The sequence below is a fragment of the Rhodococcus marinonascens NBRC 14363 genome, assembly GCF_001894885.1.
GTDB classification, from domain to species: Bacteria; Actinomycetota; Actinomycetes; order Mycobacteriales; family Mycobacteriaceae; genus Rhodococcus_F; species Rhodococcus_F marinonascens.
Map to the genome: position 1 here is coordinate 13,972 of NZ_BCXB01000013.1, position 24,729 is coordinate 38,700.

The 24,729-nt window shown below is 64.4% G+C and carries 12 protein-coding genes and 1 pseudogene; 7 read left to right on the top strand and 6 right to left on the bottom strand.

Annotated features, from left to right (window positions below):
- The first annotated feature begins 72 nt into the window (after positions 1 to 72).
- From RM2_RS11220 to RM2_RS11245, 6 genes are all read left to right on the top strand, one after another.
- Positions 73 to 633, top strand: a complete 561-nt coding sequence (locus RM2_RS11220; protein WP_072689121.1) for a DUF732 domain-containing protein — start codon at positions 73 to 75, stop codon at positions 631 to 633.
- Positions 634 to 639: 6 nt separating this feature from the next.
- Entirely contained in the window at positions 640 to 1,617 is a 978-nt protein-coding gene (locus RM2_RS11225) for a cutinase family protein (protein WP_072689122.1), read from the top strand.
- Between the two features lie 163 nt (positions 1,618 to 1,780).
- Positions 1,781 to 2,770 carry an LLM class F420-dependent oxidoreductase gene (locus tag RM2_RS11230; RefSeq protein WP_072689123.1) on the top strand — a complete coding sequence of 330 codons (990 nt, stop codon included), beginning with the start codon at positions 1,781 to 1,783 and terminating at the stop codon, positions 2,768 to 2,770.
- A gap of 185 nt (positions 2,771 to 2,955) precedes the next feature.
- On the top strand, positions 2,956 to 4,845 hold the full coding sequence (gene fadD32, locus RM2_RS11235; protein ID WP_072689125.1) for a long-chain-fatty-acid--AMP ligase FadD32: 1,890 nt from the start codon (positions 2,956 to 2,958) through the stop codon (positions 4,843 to 4,845).
- A 224-nt stretch (positions 4,846 to 5,069) separates the two neighbouring features.
- Positions 5,070 to 9,947: a polyketide synthase Pks13 gene (gene pks13, locus RM2_RS11240; RefSeq protein ID WP_072689397.1), complete on the top strand. Its 4,878-nt coding sequence runs from the start codon at positions 5,070 to 5,072 to the stop codon at positions 9,945 to 9,947.
- Positions 9,944 to 11,485, top strand: a complete 1,542-nt coding sequence (locus RM2_RS11245; RefSeq protein ID WP_072689127.1) for an acyl-CoA carboxylase subunit beta — start codon at positions 9,944 to 9,946, stop codon at positions 11,483 to 11,485. The genes pks13 and RM2_RS11245 overlap by 4 nt, the downstream gene beginning before the upstream one ends.
- Positions 11,486 to 11,588: 103 nt before the next feature.
- Here RM2_RS11245 and RM2_RS11250 read toward each other — a convergent pair.
- From RM2_RS11250 to RM2_RS11265, 4 genes and pseudogenes are all read right to left on the bottom strand, one after another.
- Positions 11,589 to 12,548: pseudogene (locus tag RM2_RS11250) on the bottom strand (hypothetical protein); the annotation flags it as partial.
- Positions 12,549 to 12,736: 188 nt separating this feature from the next.
- Positions 12,737 to 16,048: an arabinosyltransferase domain-containing protein gene (locus tag RM2_RS11255; RefSeq protein WP_072689129.1), complete on the bottom strand. Its 3,312-nt coding sequence runs from the start codon at positions 16,046 to 16,048 to the stop codon at positions 12,737 to 12,739.
- 66 nt (positions 16,049 to 16,114) lie between these two features.
- Positions 16,115 to 19,384 carry an arabinosyltransferase domain-containing protein gene (locus tag RM2_RS11260; protein WP_084721742.1) on the bottom strand — a complete coding sequence of 1,090 codons (3,270 nt, stop codon included), beginning with the start codon at positions 19,382 to 19,384 and terminating at the stop codon, positions 16,115 to 16,117.
- A gap of 33 nt (positions 19,385 to 19,417) precedes the next feature.
- Positions 19,418 to 21,211, bottom strand: a complete 1,794-nt coding sequence (locus RM2_RS11265) for a glycosyltransferase family protein (protein WP_072689131.1) — start codon at positions 21,209 to 21,211, stop codon at positions 19,418 to 19,420.
- 336 nt (positions 21,212 to 21,547) lie between these two features.
- Between RM2_RS11265 and RM2_RS11270 the strand changes: the two genes are divergently transcribed.
- The gene (locus RM2_RS11270; RefSeq protein WP_072689403.1) at positions 21,548 to 22,240 is read left to right on the top strand and encodes an MspA family porin; all 693 of its coding nucleotides are present in this window, start codon (positions 21,548 to 21,550) and stop codon (positions 22,238 to 22,240) included.
- Positions 22,241 to 22,498: 258 nt separating this feature from the next.
- On the opposite strand, the gene RM2_RS11275 is transcribed toward RM2_RS11270, so the two are convergent.
- Positions 22,499 to 22,774, bottom strand: coding sequence for a hypothetical protein (locus RM2_RS11275; RefSeq protein WP_072689406.1), 276 nt, complete (start codon positions 22,772 to 22,774; stop codon positions 22,499 to 22,501).
- Between the two features lie 109 nt (positions 22,775 to 22,883).
- Entirely contained in the window at positions 22,884 to 24,722 is a 1,839-nt protein-coding gene (locus RM2_RS11280; protein WP_072689409.1) for a galactan 5-O-arabinofuranosyltransferase, read from the bottom strand.
- Between the last annotated feature and the right edge of the window lie 7 nt (positions 24,723 to 24,729).

Here is a 24,729-nt window from a genome sequence, read left to right on the forward strand (position 1 = left end):
CCGCTGCGACTGTAACCTGTCTGAAGACAATGACTTGAAGAGCTGACTTCCAGAAGCTAAGGACGGACATAGATGGCGCAGCACTCACGTTTCGGCACTACCTTCGGGCGGAAGATCGCGGTCGCCGCACTTGCAATCGCAGCAGGCGGACTCTTGGTCGCTTGCGGTAGCGACGACGTCACCGCGACTTCCAGCCCGTCGGCCAGCGCGACTACGTCTGCTGCCGGCTCCGTCGACGAGAGTTCGACCTCGGAGGCTCCCGATGCCGGCGCGTCCGCGCCGGTGACCAGCCCAGGTGAAGCAGCCACGGCTCCGCCGGCGCAGCCTGAGGCGCTTCCGGAGGAATTTCCCGGCCCCGATCAGGTCGCGGTCAGCGGCGACGGGCAGAGGTTCCTCGATGCTCTGAAGAGCGAGGGCATCGAGCCTGCGATCGACGGCACCATGGCGATCAGCACGGCCGACTTCATCTGCCAGGCCGAGGCGGAAGGCAAGAGTGATTCCGACACGATGGTGTTCGTCACGGCGATGGTCGGCACCGAAGCGTCCGCCGCGGGTAGGGAACTGACCCAGGAGCAGGTCACGGCCGACGCACAGACCTACGTGGATGTCGCGCACGCGACCTACTGCAGGTAGACGTCGATGACGTCGACCAGGCGGGGAACACGGAAGAAGAGCGGCCCGCTACGCAAATTGCTGGTGCTGATCGTGGTCCTTGCGGTGATTCTCGTTGCGCTGATCGCGCTCTGGTATCTCCTCGCCGGTCGGGTGCCCAAGCCGATCCCGATCCCGCCCGGTCCGGAGCGTCCGAACGCTCAACCGGCAACCTGCCCCGATGTTCAGGTTGTGGCCATCCCCGGTACTTGGGAATCCAGTGACACGGACGATCCGTATAACCCTTCGGCCAATCCGGCATCGCTGATGCTCAATGTTTCGCGTCCGCTGCAGGAGCAGTTCGATTCCTCGCGAGCCGACGTCTACACGGTTCCGTACGTCGCGCAGTTTTCGAATCCGGTGGCCTTCCCGCCGGATGGGCAGCAGTCGTACAACAAGAGCCGCGCGGCGGGCACCGCCGCCACCAATGACATCTTGATCCGGCGTCACGACGAGTGCCCGCTCACCACGTTCCTTCTGACCGGGTTCTCTCAGGGTGCGGTGATTGCCGGTGACGTCGCGTCCAGTATCGGTAGCGGTGACGGCCCGATCCCCGCTGACCTCGTGCTCGGCGTCGGACTCATCGCAGACGGCCGCCGCGATCCGGGCGCCGCCACCGACGTCGGTACGCCGGTCACCGGAGTCGGGGCCGAACTGTCATTGGCCGGTCTGAAGATCCCCGGAATCACGATGACTGGTCCGCGTCCCGGCGGATTCGGCGATCTCGCAGATCGCGCAGTGGAAATCTGTGCACCTTCTGACGGCATCTGTGACGCTCCGCCCAAGGCGTTGAAGCCGAGCAACTGGATCGGCAGCGGTCTGCGACTGCTCGAGTACAACAACAACCCGGTACACGCGATGTACAACTCGTACGTAGTGGACGACACCGGCACGACGGCCACCCAATGGATCGCGGATTGGGCTGTCCAAAAGATTGAGGCTGCTCCTGTACCTGCGCACTATTGATTTCTGTGAGGGACGGGATCGGCGAGATTGGCGAATTTCTTACTGGTCGGTAGTGAGCGGTGCTCAGCAGATGTAGAGTGCTGCACTGTTGTCGTTCCACCGGACCCTAGCCCAGCGATTTACGTCCTGTACCGCGGACGTATCACCACAGGAGAAGCTATTCATGAGTTCCGATGCCAGGCCGTTGCGTAGGTTCCGATTCGCGGCCGGCGGAGAGGGCAACGCGGAGGAGGGCGGCGCGCGCAGGTTCGTCAAGCTCGCGCAGAAGGCCGAGGAACTCGGATTCGACAGCTTCATGATCCCCGACCACCTGGGCAACCAGGTGGGTCCGATCGCCGCGCTCGGCGCGCTCGCGATCGCTACCGACAAGATTCGTCTGGGCACCGCCGTGCTCGCCAACGGCTTCCGGCATCCGGCGGTCCTTGCGAAGGACGCGGCTACCATCGACGTTCTGTCTGGTGGCCGCCTCGAACTCGGTATCGGCGCCGGCTGGATGAAGGAAGAGTTCGACAAGGGCGGCATCGACTACGAGCGTCCCGCGGTGCGGATCGCGAAGCTCGAGGAGTCCCTGCAGATCCTCGACACCCTGCTGCGCGGTCAAGAATGCAACTTCGACGGCAAGTATTACCAGATCAAGGGGCTGAAAGGCAGCCCGCGGCCGCGTCAGGGCCCGAGGCCTCCCATAGCGGTCGGCGGTGGTGGGCCCAAGATGCTGGCACTGGCGGCGAAGTACGCGGACATCATCTCGGTGGCTACTCCCACCAGCAAGGAAGGCAGGCTCCTGCTGTCGGGGGTCACGCTCGAGAAGACCATGGAACGCGTCGACCGGATCCGTGAAGCAGCCGGTGATCGGTTCGACGATATCGAACTCAATTGGACGATCACTACCATCGTCATCACTGACGACCGTGAGCAGACCGCTGAGATGGCGCTCGCGGCGCTCGATCAGGGCTTCCCGCCCAACATTGAGGTCGACGCCAAGCTGTCCGTCGAGGACATCCTGAGCTCGCCCTATCTTGCCATCGGAAGCTTCGACGAGATCGCGGATCAGATTCGCATGGTCCGGGAGAAGACGACAATGTCCTATGTCGGTGTGTTCCCCACGCAGATGGATGCGTTTGCGCCGATCATCTCGCAGCTGAAGGGCGAATAGATGCGGCGTAAACAGCGGTGGCAATGCCGATCTGTAACATATCGATGGTTTGCGATCGATTAGTAGGTGTCCGAGGCGATGGCGTTTCACGTGATCCCATGAGTTGGACAAGATCCGATTAGGCGAACGAAGTCTGGGGCGCGGTCATGATGGCATGTCTGTGTGATCGCTTCGGAGGAGATGGAATGAACGCGTTGTTCGATGACTTTATCGACGAGAAGGGCCAGATCAGGCTCGACTCGGAGAGCACGCTGGTCGACTACGTCCAGCGTCATACCCGCGAGAACGCGGACGACCTGGCATACCGCTACATTGACTACTCGCGGGAGCGTGACGGCGAAGCACACGAGCTGACCTGGGAACAGTTCGGACACCGCTTGCGCGCAGTCGCGGCGCGTCTCCAGCAGGTGACGGAGCGGGGCGACCGCGTCGCCATTCTGGCGCCGCAGGGTCTCGACTACGTCATCTCCTTCTTCGCGGCCATCCACGCCGGAACCATCGCGGTGCCGCTCTTCGATCCCGACGAGCCCGGTCACAGCGACCGCCTCAACGCCGTCCTCGGCGACTGCAAGCCTGCTGCCATCCTCACGGCTACCTCCTCTGCCGCGGGTGTTCGCCAGTTCTTCCGGTCCCTTCCCGCTGCTGAGCGTCCCCGGGTCATCGCCGTGGACGCCATCCCCGACAGCGTCGGCGAGTCCTGGGTGCGCCCTGAGATCGGTCTTGACGACATCGCGTACCTGCAGTACACGTCCGGTTCGACTCGCGTGCCCGCCGGTGTCGAGGTCACGCACCGCGCCGTGGGCACCAACGCACTACAGATGGTCGATTCCATCGAACTCAACGAGAACTCGCGAGGCGTTACTTGGCTGCCTCTGTTCCACGACATGGGTTTGCTGACCATCATTCTGCCCGCATTGGGCGGCAAGTACATCACCATCATGAGTCCGCGAGCGTTCGTGCAGCGGCCGTACCGGTGGATCAAGGAACTCGCTGCCGTGTCCGACGGTGCGGGCACGTTCGCCGCCGCGCCGAACTTCGCGTTCGAACACGCGGCGGCCCGTGGTCTGCCCAAGAACGGTGAGACCCTCGATCTGAGCAACGTGATCGGCCTGATCAACGGCAGTGAACCGGTCACTACGTCGTCGATGCGCAAGTTCAACGAGGCGTTCGCGCCGTATGGTCTGCCGAAGACGGCGATCAAGCCGTCGTACGGTATGGCGGAGGCAACGTTGTTCGTGTCCTCCACCCGCCACTCGGACGAGGCGCGCGTCATCTACGTCGATCGCAACGCACTCAACTCCGGTCGCGTCGTCAAGGTCGATCAGGACGCCGAGAACGCCATCCCGCAGGTTTCCTGCGGCTACGTCTCGCGAAGTCAGTGGGCTGCCATCGTCGACCCGGAGTCGGGCATTGAGCAGGCTGACGAACGCGTAGGCGAGATCTGGCTGCACGGTGAGAACATCGGCGCCGGCTACTGGGGTCGCACCGCCGAGACCGCCGAGACGTTCCACAATAAGCTCGAGCACCGTCTCGCCGTCGGCAGCCATACCGAGGGCACGTCCGAGGACGTCAACTGGATGCGTACCGGCGACTTCGGCGTCTACATCGACGACGAACTGTTCATCACCGGTCGTGTTAAGGACCTCGTGATCGTCGACGGTCGCAACCACTACCCCCAGGATCTCGAGGCCTCGGCGCAGGAGGCCAGCGCTTCTCTGCGCCCCGGCTTCGTAGCCGCGTTCGCGGTGCCGGCCAACCAGTTGCCTGCCGTCGTATTCGCGAACAGTCATTCGGGCCTGAGTTTCGATCCGGATGACTCCTCCGAGCAACTCGTGATAGTGGCCGAGCGCGCACCGGGTTCGGGCAAGGCCGACCCCCAGCCCATCGCCGACACGGTGCGCGCAGCTCTGTCGAGCAGGCACGGTGTGACCGCGCGGGACATTCTGCTGGTGCCTGCAGGCTCGATCCCCCGTACATCGAGCGGCAAAATCGCACGCCGCGCATGCAAGGCGAGCTACATCGAGGGCACCCTGCGCGGTGGGTACACGCAGACCGCCTTCCCCGATAGCGTTTGACGAATAGGTCTACTTCCTGACGGGAGCTTGGTGAGTTGATGGCTGAAATAGATGATGATCGTGGCGGGGCGAGCGAAGCGACCGGGGATGTGACGACGGGGGATGTGACGGCGAGCGAAGCGACGGGGGATGTGACGACGGGGGATGTGACGGCGAGCGAAGCGACCGGGGATGTGACGACGGGGGATGTGACGGCGAGCGAAGCGACCGGCACTGCCAGTGACCTGACTGTCGCGCAGCTGCGTGAGTGGCTGCGCAACTGGATTGCCGATGCAACCGGCCAACCAGTTGGTCTGATCACCGACGACCGCCCGATGGAAGAGCTCGGTCTGTCGTCTCGGGACGCCGTCGCGCTCAGTGGCGAGATCGAGGAACTGGTGGGAGTCACGCTCACCGCGACCGTTGCCTATCAGCACCCCACCATCGCGTCGCTCGCCACCCGTATCATCGAGGGTGAACCGGAGCAGCCCGACGACTTGGCCGATGCCGCTTACTACGCCTCGGTTCCGACATCGGACGCGCACGACATCGCGATCGTCGGTATGGCCGCGCGCTTCCCGGGTGCAGGAACGACTCCTGCCGAGATGTGGCAGATGCTCGCAGAGGGCCGCGACGGCATCTCCGAGTTGCCTGAAGGCCGTTGGGAGGAGTTCACCTCCGACCCGCAGATCAAGGCTGCGGTCGAGAAGGCCAACACGCTGGGCGGCTACCTCGACGACGTGAAGACCTTCGACGCCGAGTTCTTCGCGATGTCCCCGCTCGAGGTCGTGAACGTCGACCCGCAGCAGCGTCTGGCGATGGAACTGACCTGGGAGGCGCTTGAGCACGCCCGCATCCCCGCGAGCAGTTTGAAGGGTGGGCAGGTCGGTGTGTTCATCGGCAGCTCCGCCAACGACTACCAACTCCTCGCGGTCAGCGACCCCGTCAACGCGCACCCCTACGCGCTGACTGGTACGTCGACCTCCATCGTCGCCAACCGGGTCTCCTACTTTTACGATTTTCGCGGCCCGTCCATCGCGCTCGATACTGCCTGTTCCTCGTCACTGGTCGCCGTGCATCAGGCGGTGCGCTCGCTGCGGTCCGGTGAATCGGCCGTCGCGCTCGCTGGTGGCGTCAACATGCTCGTCGCCCCGCCCGCCACGCTGGGATTCGACCAGTTGGGTGTGATGGCGCCGAACGGCCGGATCAAGGCATTCTCCGCCGATGCCGACGGCTTTGTTCGCGCCGAGGGCGGTGGTCTCCTCGTGCTCAAGCGCCTCGAGGACGCCGAGCGCGACGGCGACGAGGTTCTGGCCGTCATCGCGGGCAGCGCGGTCAACCAGGACGGGCGTTCCAACGGTCTTGCCGCCCCGAACCCCGATGCACAGGCCGACGTGCTGCGGCACGCGTACCGCGATGCGGGCATCAATCCTTCGGGGGTCGACTACATCGAGGCTCACGGCACCGGAACGATCCTCGGTGATCCCATCGAGGCCGATGCGCTCGGGCGCGTCGTCGGTCGTGGACGCGCTGACGACCAACCCGCGCTGCTCGGTTCCGCCAAGACCAACTTCGGGCACCTCGAGGCCGCCGCGGGGGCCGCAGGTCTGATCAAGGTCGTCCTGTCGATGCAGGAAGACATTCTGCCGCCTACGTTGAATTTCGCGGGCCCCAATCCATACATCGCCTTCGACAAGGCGCACCTGCAGGTGATCCCCGAGGGCGCGGCCTGGCCGCGATACACGGGTTCCGCCGTCGCCGGCGTGTCCGGGTTCGGCTTCGGCGGCACCAATGCTCACGTGGTGGTGCGCGAGTACACCGATCCGGCCGCAAAGGAGGCGGCAGGGGTTCCCGAGGTCCAGGAGACGGAGGAATCTGACGCGACGGAGTCGCAGAGCGTCGAGCAGACCGTGGTGCTCGCGGTATCGGGTGCGCTGCCATCGCGGCGTCGCCGTGCCGCCTCGGATCTCGCCGACTGGCTCGAGACCGAGGAGGGCAGCACCACTCCGCTCGCCGACGTCGCGCGAACTCTCGCGCGCCGCAACCACGGCCGCTCGCGTGCGGTGGTGCTCGCCGCCACTCGCGCCGAGGCCATCACCGGATTGCGTGCGGTCGCCGCCGGCAAGCCGGGTCACGGCGTGTTTTCTGCGGATTCGCCGTCATCCAGTGGTGCAGTCTGGGTCCTGTCGGGCTTTGGTTCGCAGCATCGCAAGATGGCCAAGCAGTTGTATCTGGAAAACTCGGTCTTCGCGGCCGCGATCGACGAGGTCGACGCGCTGATCGAGGATGAAGCCGGCTACTCCATGAAGGAGAAGTTCCTCGACGACGCGGTCGACTATGACGTAGAGACATCGCAGGTCGGGATCTTTGCCATCCAGGTCGGTCTGGCTGCGCTGCTACGTCACCACGGCGCCGAAGCCGACGCCGTCGTCGGACACTCCATGGGCGAGGCTGCTGCGGCCTACATTGCCGGAGGTCTGTCGCTCGAGGACTCGGTCCGCGTGATCTGCGCCCGTTCCCGGCTCATGGGCGAGGCCGAGGCCACGCTCGAGGGTGACGCCATCCGCCTCATGGCGCTCGTCGAGTACAGCGCGGCGGAGATCGAGACCGTCCTCACCGACTTCCCGCACCTCGAGGTCTGTGTGTACGCAGCCCCGACGCACACCGTGATCGGCGGCCCGGAGCCGGAGGTCAACGCCATCGTCGCGCGCGCCGAGGCTGAAGAGAAAATGGCGCGCGTACTCAAGACGAAGGGTGCGAGCCATACCGCTCAGGTCGACCCGCTGCTGGGTGAACTGGCCGCGGAACTGGCGGGAATCGAGCCGACCAAGCTGAAACTCGGTGTGTACTCCTCTGTTGACCAGGACACCTTCTACCGCGCCGGCCACGAGCCGATCCACCGCGAGGAGTACTGGACGAAGGGGTTGCGCTACAGCGTGTACTTCACCAACGCCGTCCGACTCGCCGTCGGCAGCGGGCACACCACGTTTGTGGAGTTGGCACCCAATCCCGTGGCGCTGATGTCGGTGGCGGCCACCGCGTTCGACGCGGGCCTGCACGACATTCAGCTCATCCAGACGCTCAAGCGCAAGGAGGACGAGCCACTCGGTGTCCTCTCCGCCTTCGCCCAGTTGTACGTGCACGGGCACGCCGTCAATCTGTCGTCGCTACTGCCTGAGGGTGGCTTCGCTGCTGTCCCGCGCACCGCGTGGATCCGCAAGCCGTACTGGTTGGAAACCCGGATCAACTCGAGCGGCGCCGCCCGCGTTCCGGGTGCGCATGTGTCGTTGCCGGACGGTCGGCACGTGTGGGAGGTTCAGGCAGGTGCCGTCACCGACCTGCCCGCGCTGGTAACTGCTGCCGCGTCCCAGGTTCTGTCGGACGTGACGCTCACAGCGTCGGTACTGCACGCACATGTTCCAGCAGAGGGAACGCTCACCACCACGCTCAACTCCCATCCCGGCGGAGCGTCGCTGCAGGTGCACGCCAGGACGGGCACGAGTTTCACTCTGTTGTTCGACGCCGCGGTCACCTCGGGTGAGGCTCTGCCCGAACCCGTTCTCGCGGCACCGGTTCAGTCCAGCTCTCCCGTCGAGGAGCTTCCTGAGGTTGTCGACGACATCGGCGAGAGGTGGGATCCGAACGGTTCGCAGAAGCTCGAGGATCGTCTCGCGCTGATCGTCGCGGAGTCGATGGGCTACGCACCGGAGGACCTACCCGCCGAGATCGCGCTGATCGAGCTGGGCCTCGACTCGCTCATGGCTGTCCGTATCAAGAACCGCGTCGAATACGAATTCGGCATCCCACAGTTGCAGGTGCAGGCCGTCCGAGACGCGAACCTCATGGAGGTCGGTAAGTACCTGCGCTACGCGGTGGAGAACCGAGAAGAGGTGCAGGCACTCGCCGAGACTCAGCGGGCGCAGAAGGAAGCTGAGGAAGCCGCTGAGGCCGCCGAGGCCGACCGTGAGACGGAGGCCGACCGTGACAGTGCCGCCGCCGTGGACAGCAAGGAGGCGTTCGCGGATGCGACCGGGACCGACGTACCGCCTCGTGATGCGGCTGAGCGTCTGACGTTCGCCACGTGGGCCGTCGTCACAGGCGAGTCCGCCAAGGGAATCTTCAACACTCTTCCGATTCTCAGCGATGACACGGCGGAAAAGCTCGCGGCGCGACTGTCCGAACGTGCGAACGGAGACATCACGTTCGACGACGTGCTCGACTCCACCACCATCGAGGAACTGGCCAATGTGGTGCGGGGGTTCCTCGAGGACTCCGGCAAGATCGACGGACTGGTCAGGGCTCTGCGGCCTCGCCACGAAGGCTCCACTGTGGTTCCCGTCTTCGTGTTCCACCCTGCCGGTGGCTCCACGGTGGCGTACGAACCGCTGCTGAGGCGTCTGCCGGCGGACACCCCGATGTATGGGTTTGAACGCACCGAAGGGTCGATCGAGGTCCGGGCTGCGGAATATCTGCCGATCATTCGCGGGATCCAGGGCGACGGACCGTACGTGCTGTACGGCTGGTCGCTCGGCGGAGTGCTCGCATATGCGGTGGCGAGATTGCTGCGCGAGTCCGGCGCCGATGTCCGGATCGTCGGTCTTATCGATACCGTGATGGCCGGTGAGAAGACCGAGGACACTCCGGACGAGATCCGCAAGCGCTGGCAGCGATACGCGGCCTTCGCGAAGAAGACGTACAACGTGGACTACCCGCTGCCATACGACAAACTGGCCGCCGCCGAGAGCGACGACGAGCAAATCAAGATACTGACGGACCTGCTCAAGCTGAGCGGCTCGAAGATCCCCGGCGGAATCATCGAGCACCAGCGCACGTCGTGGCTCGACAATCGGGCTATCCAAACCGCCGAGGTGCTGGAGTATGGCGGTGACGTCGTCCTCTACATGGCTGATCGCTACCACGACGACGCAACGACTCTCGAGCCCGCGTTCAAGACCCGCAAGCCCGACGGCGGCTGGGGCGAAGCAGTGAAGAATCTCGAGATCATCCACGTGGGTGGCGACCACATCCAGATCGTCGACGAGCCGTATATTGCGAAGGTCGGGGCGGACCTGACCAAGAAGCTGGCGGCGATCCAGGCTGCCGGAACTGGAGCGCATCAGTGACCACCACCGCAGAAAAGCTTGCCGAACTGCGCGAAAAGCTCGAGTTGGCGAAGGCGCCCGGGTCACCCAAGGCCATCGCGAAACGTGCGGAGAAGGGGCTGCCGTCCCCCCGCGACCGCATCGACATGCTGCTCGATCCCGGGAGCTTCGTCGAGATGGGTGCGCTCGCGAAGTTGCCGGGCGATCCGAACAATCCGTACGGCGACGGCGTCGTCACCGGACATGGCACCGTGGATGGTCGTCCGGTCGCGGTCTTCTCCCACGATCAGACGGTGTTCGGCGGCGCGGTAGGGGAGATGTTCGGCCGCAAGGTGGCCGCCATCATGGAGTTTGCCGCCAAGATCGGCTGTCCCTGCGTCGGTATCAACGAGTCAGCGGGCGCTCGCGTCCAGGACGCGGTGACCTCACTCGCCTGGTATGCGGAACTCGGCCGTCGGCAGGAGCCGCTGTCCGGCATGTGCCCGCAGATCTCGATGATTCTCGGCAAGTGCGCGGGCGGCGCGGTGTATGCGCCGATCAACACCGACATTCTGGTGGCGACCGAGGAGTCGTACATGTTCGTCACCGGACCCGATGTGGTCCGCAAGATCACGGGCGAGGACGTCAGCCTCGAAGAACTGGGCGGGGCACGGAGTCAGGCCCAGTACGGCAACCTCCATCACGTTGCACCAGACGAGAAGGCTGCGTTCGAGTGGGTCCGCACCTACCTGAGCTTCCTGCCGTCGAGTTGCAAAGAGTTGCCGCCGGTAGTCAACCCGGGCCTCGAACCGGAGATCACGGCGTCCGATCGTGATTTGGATACGTTCATCCCCGATGCGGACAACGCCGGCTACGACATGCACGACATCCTCCTACGGATATTCGACGACGGCGAATTCCACGAGATCTGCGGGCAGGTGGCGCTGAACGTCATCACCGGCTTCGCGCGAGTGGACGGGCGCACCGTCGGAGTACTCGCGAACCAGCCGCTGGTGTCGGCCGGTGCGTTGGATGCCGCGGCGTCCGACAAAGCCGCTCATTTCATCCGGATCTGTGACGCTTTCGAGATTCCCCTGGTGTTCGTCGTCGACACCCCCGGATTCCTCCCCGGCCTCGAGCAGGAGAAGATCGGAGTCATCAAGCGCGGTGGGCGGTTCATCTTCGCGTTCGTATTGGCAACGGTGCCGAAGGTGACCGTCGTGATCCGGAAGGCGTACGGCGGCGCCTACGCCGTCATGGGCTCGAAGCAGTTGGGCGCAGATATCAACTTCGCGTGGCCCACCGCCCGCATCGCAGTGATGGGTGCCGAGGGTGCCGTGGATCTGATCGGCCGCAGGCAGATCGAGGCAGCGGGCGAGAATGCACCCGCTGTGCGTCGGCAGTTGATCAACTTCTACAACGAGAACATCGCGACGCCGTACATTGCTGCCGAGCGTGGATACATCGACGCGGTGATCGAGCCGTCCACTACCCGGCTCGAGATCAGGAAGGCGCTGACGATGCTGCGCGACAGGAGGGTGGAGCGAAATCCGCGCAAGCACGACCTGTTGCCCCTCTAGAATCCACCTGCCGCGCCGCCCAATGACTCATCGGTGCAGTCTGATTGCACGAATGTGACATTGGGCGCGGGGGAGCTGGGGCGAGGAGCATCATGCCGACCGTCGGTTCTGTTCCGTAGACGCATACCGGTGGCCGCGGGCGTGAGGCCGCCAGGGAGTGCGCCGCGCGGAGGTCCGCGAGCACAGTCGCTGGATCGGTCTGGATCATCTTGGGTAGGTGGGTCACGACAATGATTCCCTCGCGCTGCATCCGAGCCCGCCGCACGATCGTGGCCTCGTGCAGTTCCGGCGAAAAGTGGTACTTCAGAGAGTCGATCTCCCAGGCGACAGCGACGTCGTCGAGCCAACCGTCGGGGCGCGCAATCCATAGACCGGCGGCAGACAGCACGTCGACGTTGTGAAGCATCGGGGGAAGTCCGCTCGTGGCATACAGCTTTTGAGCATGAACCTCGGCGACGGAGTGCGCGTCGTGGCTGAGTTCATGCAGGACTGCGCGGGGCAATCGGCTTCCGCGGTCGGAGCCCGCAGCGAGTTCACGTGCGAGTTCGTCCACTGTTGCGTCGCCGCGCTGGATTCCGCCTGCGAGGAGTGCCCGACAGCTGTCGGCCTTCAATGTGCGCCTGCCCGCATCGAGCAGGCAGCGTGCGTGTGGAGCGAGGCGCAGAAGCCCTCGGTGGATCGGTGTAGGCATTCGCCACGTCCGTTCGACTCTCACGTACGACGAGTCCCGGCGATGTCGGGTGGACGGAATGAGCAGCAGTACTTCATTTCTCGATGCTGATTGCGAGTAGCCAAGCGCGGCCAGTGCCGCGTGACCCGACAGCAGCGACTCGGGGCCGCCGTATTCGAGCGCAGCCAGATTGCGCTGCAGCGTCGTCGTTGGTCCGTTGTGCAGTAAGACCACTCCGGGGAGGATGCGCTGCCATGGGCCGCCGTCGTTGCAGCGCGAGGAGATGGTGCCCTTCGCGACACCCAACTGTTCCAGCGTGGCCGCCCGAATCACACTGCCGTGGCTGATCGCGGCTATCGCAGGGAGATCGTCGGCCCAGGTTCCTCGTCGCATTGTCAGAGCATGTACGGGGTGTATCGGGCCGTCCCCGGAAACAGCAGGTCGGACATCGGCCTGTGGATGAACGGCAAGTTGTGGACAACTCCGCGATTCACCGTTCGACTGTCGCCCGGTGTGACATTCGTTCAGTCTGACTGAACGAATGTCACATTGGGCGACGAAGCAGCTCGGCGACGCAGGAGCTATGGGGTGTCGTACACCCGCAGCGTGCCCGGTGACCAAATTCCGGACCTGGTCGCGGTTGCCGTATCGAGTGTGGCCGGAGTGGCGTCAGGGTAGTACCGGTCGAGCCGTTCGAGGGAGCCCCAGTCGCGATCCCAGTCATCCCGCAGGTAGGTGGGGACAGTGTCGCCGCCGGCGAGCATGTACGAGAATCCCAGCGGCCCACCGCCCTCCTCGGACTGCCACTGGTTGGTCATCAGGTTGGCCAGCACGTAGTCGGGGAGTATGCGGTAGTTCGGCATTTCCGCGACGCCGGTCCGGTGGTCGAACGGGCGCTGGCACGGGAACTGTAGTGCCACAGCCCAGTCCAGCAGTACTGGCTGCGAGTTGCCGACCATAGAGTTGAGGGTCTCGAGCTTGGGGACGCGGGGTGGGGTGAACGCGAGCCACTGGTCGCCGGCGAGGTTGGGATCGTTGGCGAGGATCCGCACCGCGTCGGCGTCGGAGGACAGTTCGTTGATCGGGATGCGGAGGTTGCGCCACGACGGTGCCGGCCCGATGTCTTTGGGGAGGTAGGTTCCCTGAGGCTCGACGGTACCGTCGGGTTGGCGTTTTCCGTATTCGAGGAGAAGTGACTGCCCGTAGGTGGTGGCGCCGGTCGAGTCGACCGACCATATGCGTCCGGCCGCAGATATGACGATCAGTGGGCTGTCGTTGCTGCGTTCGGGGAGTGCGTACCAGCTCGACGTCAGGCTGGCTGGTTCCTGGACGCCTCCCTGGAGGCTGCCCATGATGGGGGTAGTGCTGGGGTCGAGTCCGAACGGTAGTCCGACGCTGCTGCCGTTGACGCCGACTTGGCCTGTGCCGCCTCCCGGTCCGGTATCGAGGCTTGGGTCGACGCTCTGGCTGTTGGTGCTGCGCTCGCCAGGCACGGCCGCAACTGCGTCGGCAGTCAGATCGGACGCAACCCCATTGGGAGAGAAACCGACGGGATTCGCTCCGCCCAGTGGGTTGGCAGGGTCAGCCAGCGGTTGTGCGGGATCGGCTATGGGAGTGAGGTTTCCGACGTTGGTGTCGGTCTCAACGAGGACGTCATCGGCGAGTCCGCAGCTATGTCCGGTCAGGGCCTCGAAGTTGGACCGGGCCAGTGAGTACGCCGGGTACTGCGAAACTGCACCCTTGGCAAGCGAGAGCACTTCGAACAGCACCATCATGCCGGCGGCGACGGTGAGTGGGGCCACAGCGAATTTGTTGACGAATCTGCGCCTGCGAGTGTTTTCGCCACCGGGTGATGCGGCGAAACCTTCACGCAAGTGCTGCCACGCGGCCACGGCCAGGGCGATTCCGAACAGGATGAAGAGGAACGTGTAGGACTGGTATCCCTGGAAGGACACAGGCTTGTCGAACCACGGCACGCCGTAGGTCGAGACGTACCAGTACCCATTGACACCGGCGAAGCTCACCGCCAGCATGAACAGCACTCCGGCGAGAAAGACCGTGTGGTTGCGGCGAGACCGGAGAACGGACGCCGACACCGCGACTGCGGTGAGTGCGGCGAGCGAGCCCGCGATACCCGCGTACGCACCGAAGTGGTGAGTCGACTTGGTGGGGTTGAACATCATGAAGAAGATCGTCCCGACCACGACACCGATCAGCCGCCATGAGGGAGCCGTCGCGATACCGGGAATCCGCCCGCGACGCACCAGGATGAACAGGGTTGTGAACAGGCACAGGATCATCGCGAGGAACGCGAATCGACGGGGGAGGGAACCGTCGGCGGTCGGGAGCAACAGGAAGTAGTAGCGCAGGAAGTCCTCGAACCACTTGAGGTTCGGCCCGATCAGGGTGCGCACACGGGTGGCCTCCAGCACGGTGGCGATGGTCTGGGTGGAGAACACCACGACCAAAATAATGGTTCCGGCGGCGGCGATCGGTGCCAGCAACGGCAGCGTTCCTACCTGACGGTGACGCTTGACGACGATGCGGACGATCGGCCGCGCACCTGCGAGCAGGGCGGCCACGCACATCAGGCCTGTCGGGGCGGCGGCGAGGGTGAACGCGGCGATCACGACCGCGATGGCCGCCGGGAGCAGGCGTCCCGTCGCGATGGCGCGCTCTATCGAGCACCAGGTGAGCAGCGCGCCGAGCGCCACGATCGGCTCGGGCCGCAGACCGTTGTTGTAGGGCAGCCAGAAGGCAAGGAAGACGAATCCACCGGTCCACAGGGCGATGTTGTTTCGCCGGACGGCGCGACCCAGGCGAGGTGCTACCTCGCGACTGATCAGCAGCCAGCAGAGGATCCCGGCGATCAGTGCGGGTAGCCGCATGAACGGGCTCGCAGTCGAAATGTTGGTCATCGCGGCGAGGACGTCGTAATACCAACCGAACGGTGCTTCGGGGACGCCGAACCAGCGGTAGTAGTTGGCCATGTAGCCGGCGTGCTCGGAGACCCGGGCCATGGTGAGTATGTAGCCGTCGTCGGATGTATTGGCGCCGATAAGATGCCAGAGCACCAGTGTGCCGACGACAACGGTGTCGAGCCGGGTGAATTTCCACCAGTTCGACGGGAAGAAGCTGCGGTGCCCCCTTCCGTCCGTGCCGTCGAGGCGGCCGAGGGCGACGAGCGCGATCACCGTGGCAAGGATGGCCACGATGATCGAGATGGATTTGATGACCGTCGGACTCAACGAGAACCGGGAATCGACATTTGCAGTGAACGACAGACCGGCCGGTGCAGCTCCATCGGGGAGGTCGCTGAACACGCCCACGATCTGCGGCCGGAGGTCGCCAGTGAGGCGACCGGAAACCGGGTCGCCGCTCGGGGTCGTCAGACCGGCGAACTCCGCAGACGTCGCGTCGATGTTCGAGGTGATGCGGATTTCCGAGCATCCTACCGATTGCACCTGTTCGCGCGGTGCCGTCGCGACCACGACGTTGCGGTCGATCACGTCGACGGAGGTCTCAGTGGCCCGAACGAACATCGCGTTCATCGCAGCATTGTCTCCCTGAGCGGGAGCGGTCGCCAGAAGAAGTCCACCCTGCGGAGGCAGTTGAGCAACTGCGGAACACGGAATCGTCGCTGACAGATCGATCGGCACCTGCGACATCAGCGGGGCCTCGAGATCGCCGACGACTCCATTCTCAGGCCAGTTCACCGCCGCGGTCGTCTGCTGTACCGGCATGAACGGGGTTGCCACTGCCAGCACGAACCCGATGAGTCCGGTGACGATGGCGACCAGACGAGTGGTCCGATAATCGCTCCGGCGGTCCTGGTGAGCAGGCGGCAGGGAGCTCTCGGGTTCGGGGATGCGAGTTGTTGCTGTGTCGGGCACGGTTGTCGATAGTATGTCAGCGAACCTGTGGAGGCATATCTGTCGTTGCGAGAAGGTAGAGATCTCTTACTGGTAGCGCACCGGTCCGGGCGACCAAGTACCCCACCTGGTCACCTGTTCGGTGTCGACCCGTGCCATCGTCGCTGACTCGTCGAGTGGGGTGTACCGCTCGAGGGAGCCCCAATCGCGGTCCCAGTCGTTCGACAGATAGGTGGCGAGGGTGCTTGCCGACAGCAGTTGGTCGGTCCAGCCCAGCGGCCCGCCGCCGAACTCGTCTTGCCAGGCATTCGTGATTTCTGCGCCCACTCGGTCGGGCAGAATGCGCCAACGCGGGACCTCGGCGATGCCGTAGCGATGGTCGAAGGGTCGTTGGCAGGGGAACGCGAGCCCGACAGCCCAGTCCACAAGCACCGGGTCGGCGGAGCCGACGACCGTCTGCAGTGTCTGCATCTTCGGCACCCGAGGCGGTGTGACGGCCAGCCACTGGTTGGGGTCGGTGTCCGGGTCGTCCGCGATGAGTCGTACGGTGTTTGCCTCGGCCGGAATCTGATCGAGCGGAACCCGCAGGTTGCGCCACGACGGCGAGGGGCCGATGTCGATCGGGTCGATGGAGCCGAGCGAGGTGACGGATCGGTCGGGGCGGGAGACGCCGTACTCGACCTTCAAGATCTGTCCGGGGGTGACGACGCCGTCCACGTCGACCGAGTGAATACGTCCGGCGGCCGAGATGGTGAGGATCGGCGCGTCATCGCTGCGCTCGGGCAGTCCGTACCAGCCCGTGATGAGGGAGGCGGGATACTGTTCCCGGCCGGTCTGGTAGCTGCCCAGCACTGGGGTACGGGAGGGGTCGAGGCCGAACGGCAAGGCCACGGTGCTGCCGTTGACGCCGGCAGTGGCTTCGGTGCCACCACCGGTGCCCGAACTGGTGGCGGTCTGGTCGGTGCCGGTATCGACAGTGTTGGCGCCGCCGGCCGCAATCTCCTCGGCGTCGGCGGTGAGGTCGGTGGGTACGCCGTTGGCGGTGAAGCCCTCCGCGTCCGTGGCGCCGAACGCCCCCTCCCCGCTCGGGTCGGTTACCGGGGTAATCGGCTGGAGTAGCGCCGCGGTGGGGTCGGTTTCCAACAGGACCTCGTCGGCGAGGGCACACGTGCCCCCGCTCACCGACTCGATGTCGGCCTTGGCGATGGAGTAGGCGGGGTACTGCGCCGCTGCCCCTTTCAGTAGGGACAGCACCTCGAAAAGAACGATGGCACCCGCCGCAATCGTCAGCGGCGACGCCGCGAGGACCCGGGCGTGCTTGCCGTTGTGCTGTTTTTTCTGTTCCCTCTCGAACGGTTCGTTGACGTGGAACCAGGCTGCGAAGAGCACCGCCAGCACCGTCAGCCCCAAGAAGAGTGTGGAAAAACCCTTCCCGGCGATCATCGGCGGCTTGTCGAACCACGGGACGCCGTAACTCGAGACATACCACCAGCCGTTGGAACCGGTGAACGCCAGCGCGAGGATGAACAGGACGCCTGCGGCGAACAGGGTCCGGTTGCGTTTGGACCGGATGCTCGTGGCCCCAACGCCGACTGCGGCGAGAACGGCAACGGAGCCTGCCAATCCGGCGTACACACCGAAGTGGTGCGTCCACTTGGTAGGGGTGAACATCATCAGCAGTAGTGACGCGAAGACGATGCCGAGAATGCGGCGGGACGGCCCGATGGCGGTGCCCGGAACTTTCCCCTTGCGCAGGATCAACATGACGCAGACGACCGCGCACAGCAGCATCACGAATACGCCGAATCGGCGGGCTAGCGAACCGGCAGGGGAGATGCTCAGGAGCGAGTCCCAGCGCAGTCGCTCGTCGAACCACGCCACGTCGGGTCCGATCGCGGTACGGACACGGGTTGATTCGAGCACCGTCGCGAGTGTCTGATCCGCGAAGACAACCACCAGCACGACCGTTCCCGCGGCGAGGATCGGCATGATCTGGGAAGCGAATCCCACCCGACGGCCGCGCGCGATCATGATCTGCAGGATCGGGCGGCCACCCGCGAGCAGGGCAGCGATACAGATGAGACCCGACGGCCCCGCAGCGAGGGAGAACGCAGCGATGAGCACGGCGACGGCGGCGGGGAGCAGTCGTCGGGTAGCGATGGCGCGCTCGATTGAACACCAGGTGAGAAGGGCGCCGAGCGCGATGACAGGTTCAGGCCGCAGGCCGTTGTTATAGGGCAACCAGAGGGAAAGGAAGACCAAGCCACCGGTCCAGAGTGCCGTTCTGTTGCGGCGCACGCCGACGCCGAGTCGCGGAATGACCTCTCGACTGATCACCATCCAGCAGAGGAGCGCGGCGAGCAGCGTCGGCAACCGCATCCACATGCTCGCGGTGCTCACCTTCGCCAGGATCGCGAGAAGTTCGTACGACCAACCAAATGGCGCCTCGGGGACGCCGAACCAGCGGAAATAGTTGGCCATGTAGCCGGAAAACTCCGAGGCGCGCGCCATGCCGAGGAGGTAGCCGTCGTCGGAGGTGTTGGCGCCGATCACGTGCCACAACAGCAGCATGCCGATCACGACGACATCGACTACGGTGAACTTCCACCAACGGGCGGGCAGGAAGCGGCGGGCACGCCGCCCGTCGATGCTGTCGATGCGGTGCAGGGCGTAAAGCGAGGTCAGCGTCGCCAGGACACACACGATCATTGCCAGCAGTTTGAGCGTGGTCGGGCTGGACGAGAAGCGGGAGTCGAGGTCAATGTGGACGTTCAGATTGTCGCCGGCCGTGCCCTGTAGGTCGGTGAAGAGTCCGACCATCTGGGGGCGCCAGTCGCCGTCGACGCCGCCGGTGACCGGTTCCGCGGTACCGGTGATCTCAGCGGACGTGCGCTGGTAGTCGGACGTGACGGTGAGGGTCGCGCAGCCCTGGAGGTCGGCCAGACTCGCGGAGATCAAGGAGGTCCCGCGGATCAAGACATCGACCGTGCCGTCATCGCCAGCTTTGATGACGAGACCGTTCTTCTCGAAGTCGGGCGCCCGGTTCGGGAGCGTCGAGAGGACGGTGCCGCCGTCTGGTCCGAGTTGAGTGAAAGCCGAGCATGGGACGCTCACCTGCATGTCCAGCGGCGTATACGAGACGAGTGGGGCCTCGACACTGTTCAGGACGCCGTTTTGCGGCCAGTCGATCGAGGCCGCATCCTGCTTCACCGGCAGGAACGGGGTGGCCAGGGCGAGTAGGAACCCGAGCAGGCCGGTGACGATCGCGACGATCCGGGATGTGCGGATACTCCGAATGTCAGGCAGCGGCGACCGTGACGGTGAAGGTTCAAGCTTTTCTGCTGCATCGGACGGCACACGACGATGTTAGGCGAGAGGTCCGAGTTGCCCCTACGTCAGCGCCCGCACGTCCCATATCCATACGCCGTCGACGGCTTTTGCGGGCGATCCGATGAGTCGACCTACTGTCTCGCGTAGGACTTGATCATTATGGGTGTGTGGAAGCACCAGGACGTCGGCGTTCCAGAATTTCAGATCTGTGAACGCCCGGGCTTTGGTCGCATCGTCGATGTCCGGAACCTGTCCGGACCTTTGCGCGGACGCGAGTAGTAGCGCTGTGGGGCGATCGTCCGGCCCGTACTTGCCGCGCGCCTCGCTGCCGGCCGGGCCGACGAAGTATCCACCTGCGATGGGGAATGCCAGATCCTGCTCGGTCTGCCAGCGCAGCATTCGCGCGTTCTCCGGTGAGGGCAGCGGAACCGTCACTACCGAACCATCGGTGACGTACTCCTTCCACGTGCCGTCGGCGAAGAAGGCCGGCGCGGCGGCTCGGTGCACGACGGCGAGTGGGGTGGGAGCCAGCGGAAGCAGAGCCACCACAAGGCATCCGGCCCACACCGCAGTGGTGGTGCGCCGACCCCCGCTCGCGGAGGTCAGAGCCCGCTCCGTGCCCAGCGCGAGTAGCAGGGCGGCGGCCGGCAGGCATCCCATCGCGAAACGCGATTCGAGTACCGACTCGAGGAGCGGAAGGTGTGAGATCAGCGTCCACGGTAAAGGGATTCCGGTATCCCAGCCACCAATGGTGAGCGACGTGCCGAGCGACAGCACACCCATCGCGACGACCGTCACCGAGGCGGCCCGCGCCAATGGCAGGCGCCACAACCACAGGGCGGACAAACCGAGAAGGGTCAGCAATGGCCAACCGAAATATGCGTTTTCCTCGGTTGCGTTCATACTGAACTCGGCGGATCCAGGCTTCCCGGCCAGTGAGGATGTGGGAAAACTGGCAAACGCCGCGGCGTCGTTGCCGACCGAGCCGTGTTCGATTGCGCTGTAGCTGTCGGGCCCGAAGAACTGCCACCACAGTGGGAGTGCGGTGATGACCAGCGCAACGCCGCCCGCGATCGCGAAACCCCTGATGCCGCGCTTTACCGCCGCCGCGGCTGCGCGTGGACGTGACGCCGCGAATGCAATCCCGAAGACCGCGTATGCAAACGCGTAGATCAGCAGGGGTTCTTCGCCGAGGAAGATCTGATAGGCGATCAGCAGGCCCGCAGCGATGCCGTCTCGAGCCGGTCGCAACCCGCTGCCCAGTCGGACCACGGTCAGTGCGATGAACGGCAGCAGGAACAGCGCGACGAAATTGGGGTGACCGTTGGTGTGGGAGATCAGTGCGGGGCCGAAACCGCACAGGCCCCCACCGACCGCGGCTGCGAGCCGCGATGACACGACGTGTCGGGAAAATACCCAGTACCAGGCAGCCGCGGTGCCCGACAAGCCAAGTGTGAGTGCAAGAGTAAACGTTACGTTGGGACCGAACAGTAGTGTGACCGGCGCCAGCGGAATGCTGATGCCGAACATTGCCGTGTTGCTCATCAGGTTGACGCCGAGCGGGTAGTTCTGGAGGTCGCTAGACAGTGGGTTTTCGAGATGAATCAGGGACCGTGCGGCGACGGCGAAGAACCACTCCCACATCGTCTGATCCTGGCCGCTGCGGACCAGGTATCCCGTCCCGAGGTGTTTCCACTGGTGGCTCAGTACGAATCCCGCCAAGCCCACATAGAAGGCCACCGCCGCAACATCGCCCGGGTGCGGCGGGAATCGGGAGCGGAGGCGGCGAATGGCGGCGCTGGTTGCGCTCGCTTTCGGCGTAGTCGTCTCGACCTCGGTGAGAAACTCAGTCACGCAGCAGCGCCTCCGGGTCTCGGGTCGATTCCGGTGGACTGAGAATACCGGAGTTTGCCGAAAGGTTGCCGCGTCGGGCCCGGTGCGCACATGCGGGCTTGTGTCGGGTGCCGGTGTGGTGACCCCGCCGATGTTGGCGCGGGAGCAGATCACGTGTGGCAGTCGCGCGTTCTTTGTCGATATCGATCCTGCCCGCATTGAGATCGGGTTATTCTCTGTGCTAAGCGGTTGGACGATTTGTGAATATCTGATCAAATCCGGGTGTCGCACTCGGCTGCCTATGTGTACGCTCAGCATGGATTTCGTAACTCGACGCACATCCTGAATGAGGTCCGCATGACAAACATGAACAAATCTCGCCTTCGGTTCACACGGGCAATTGCAGTTGCAGGCATCACTGCGCTCGGTGTGGTCATGGGCAATGGCACGGCGCCAGCGGCCGTCGACAATGAAAACTCCGTCCAGGACGTGAATGGAAACCACATCAGGGTCGTGATGGGCGATACCAACATCCAGGGCGTTATGCCGCTTGACAGTTCGCCGCTCAGTGTCGAGTTCTTCCATGACGGATACGCGGGATTCGAAATCACCGGCCCCAATGCGAATGAGTTCGAGGCCAGCGAGCTCAGCTTCGGCTATCAGATCGGTTACCCTGTCGCCCTGGGCGGTGCCTTGGTGGTGCTCAGCACCCCCAGCCTTGATTGGGAGCTCGGGGCAAACAACGCCATCATTACGGAAGTCTTCCCGAACCAGGCTCTAATCCTGGAGTCGGGAACCAACGGCGCGCTCGGAGGCGCGATCATTCCGTCGCAGGAAATTGCCATTGAACTGGAGCCTGGTGGAATCACCACTGTCCCCGTCCTGGACAGGCAGCCCTTCGACGGACCGGCGGCATTGGTGCGGATGAACGGAATGCACGGTTCGGTCTCCGGCGCGGTCGGCCCGGTCACGATCCGTCCGTACGCGATGGTGACCACTGCTGGCGGAAACACCGCAATGACCTACGGCATGCCGCAGCAGCTCAACTAGCCGGCTGAGTCTCGTGCGGGTCATGATTCGTTCGGAGGTCATGATTCGTTCGGAGGTAAACTCCAGCGATCTCGTTGTGGCGGACACGCCCCGGAGTCGCTGAGAAGTTGACTCGCTGAGAAATATGCGTGAACACCTCGAGGGTGACTCGGTCACCCACGGGGTGTTCTTTCATGCCGCTCCACGTTCTCTTCTCTGCGTGTAGTTGCCCCCAGGTGGTGCCGACGCGGGTGAAGCGCGCCTGGGAGTGGCAACGACCTACGCTGCACGCTCGGCGGCTTGCCTGGATGAGGCTGCTGGACTGATATTTCGCGACCTGTGCCGACTGACACGGACAACGATGCCGCTCACGATCCACAGCGCGACCCCGAGCGAGGCAATCGCCATGACAGCCCAGTGCCCGACGTGCACACCGACGATCGCTCCTATCGTCAAAGCGAGCCCTGCCAGCACGACCACCCCGCCGCCGGCGGTGCCGAGAAGATAGTCTTCGGCACCGCCGGCGGAACGTTCAGGCTCCACTGCATCTGGCATGACCGCTCCTCGCGACGACCCGGCATTTTGTCCGAAGAACGGAAATGCCCGCCACTCGGAGTGAGTGCGGAGTTCCCTCGTGAAGTTCACGTTAAACGTGAATCCCCACTCAGCTTCTCGAGACGACCACGAACGGTCCGGTCTCCGACACCGTGAATCGTGGGTCGTCGAACAAGTCCTTGGAGAAGGTGACGGTGTAGCGGCGAACGTTGGGGTCGTTGGGGTAGACGTCCTCGGCAAGTCGCAGCGTGTACCCGTCTGGACCTTGGCGGAAGACGAACGTGTCGGGGGCGCGCCAAGGAGATGCGTCCAGCGCGGCCACCATTTGGTCAGAAGTCTCCAGTTCGCTCCAGTCCGCAATGACCTGCGCGCGTTTGGCAAAATTTGCCAAGGGATTCGAGTAGTGAGACGTCAGAGCCTGGAACCCTAGGTAGGGGTAATAGCTCAGAAAACTCGTGTCGGCGGTCAGAACCACCGTGTCATCGCGATCGCGGGGAATCTGCGCCGAAATGATTTCGTCCAGTTCGGCGTAGTACGCCGCCGCGCCGGGCGGACGTTGGTCTGCGCGATTGCCATCCCCGTCCGTGTCCGTGTAGGCGACGGCGATGTCCGAGCTGAGAAATTGCGGGATGTTCTGGACGAAAGACAGCCCGGCGAGCACGCCGATCACAAGGACGGCACCCTTGACACGTGGACTGTCGCTGGTCGCCAGCACGAGCCATCCGGCGAATTCGATGAATCCGAAAACGCCGGCCGTACCGAGCAGGACGATCAGGACGGGCTCGAGTCGGAACGAGAGCAGTGTGCTGCCGAGCACCGTGAAGGTCATTGACATCAGTGACCACAGGTAGATGGCGACCACACCGACCCCGAGCGCCTGCGCACGCCGCGACGAAGACGCACGGGCAACCAGCCAGAGGGTGCCGAGCAGGCACAGAGCGCCAGTGAGCGAGAACTCGATCATGGGCAGGGGAAGTTGCGCGCCGGCCTCGGGAAGATAGTGCAGCGCCGTTCCGGAGGTCGCCGGCGAACCCTGCACCACCTTCAGCAGATATGGCAGCCAGACGGTAAGAGCGAGCACCCCCGACACGGCGGCAATCACGATCAACCGCACCAGCGGATCGATCGCCGCCTTCCATGACTTCTGCGCCCGTATCCGCAGGGTGACAGCCAGTAGCGCGAGCAGTGTTATTGCGAAGGCAGCGACGCCGAGATACAGCGAGTAGAAAGTGGCGGCGAGACCGAGGAACAGTCCAGTGCCGATAACTGCGCCCCAGCCACCTCGACCGTCGATTCGGTGCAAGCCACCCCAAGCGAGGACGAGGGCGGGACCGATCAGCAGCGCAATGACGGCGCTATACGGTTCTGGGGAACCGTGGGCCAGAACGAGGGCCGCGCTCGCGAGCGATACTACGATGGCCAAGTCGTGGCGGATCAAGTTGCTCCACAGCACCAGCGCCACCACGGCGGCCACGGCGAGAGACCCGATGGCATACGGCTTGAACGCTTCCCAGCCGTCCATACCGAGCAGGTTTGCGACGCGCCCGCCCACCCAGAACCAGCCGGCCGGGTAGTACGGCGGCAGGTCCGCGTACGTCATGTCGCGCAGCGCGGCCGAGTCGGTCAGCCGTGTGAGGTACTCGGTGCGGAACTCCTGGTCGACGGAGATTCCGTGCAGGTACAGCTTGGTTGCGGCGAGCGGAAGGCCGAGCGTGACGGTCACGAACCCGGACAGGCTCGCCCACGACAGTAGCGTCGCGAACCGGCCTGCCCGGTGCAGGCGCACGAGCAACACGGACGAGGCGATACCCGCGAGGGTCACGACCTGGCCGACCGTGGTGACGGCTTGCAGCACGTTGGACGAGTTGAATGCCGGCCACTGCACACGCGCGAAGGCGAACAGTCCGACTGTGGCGACCACTGAGGCCACAATGGCCCCTAGCAACATCTCGACA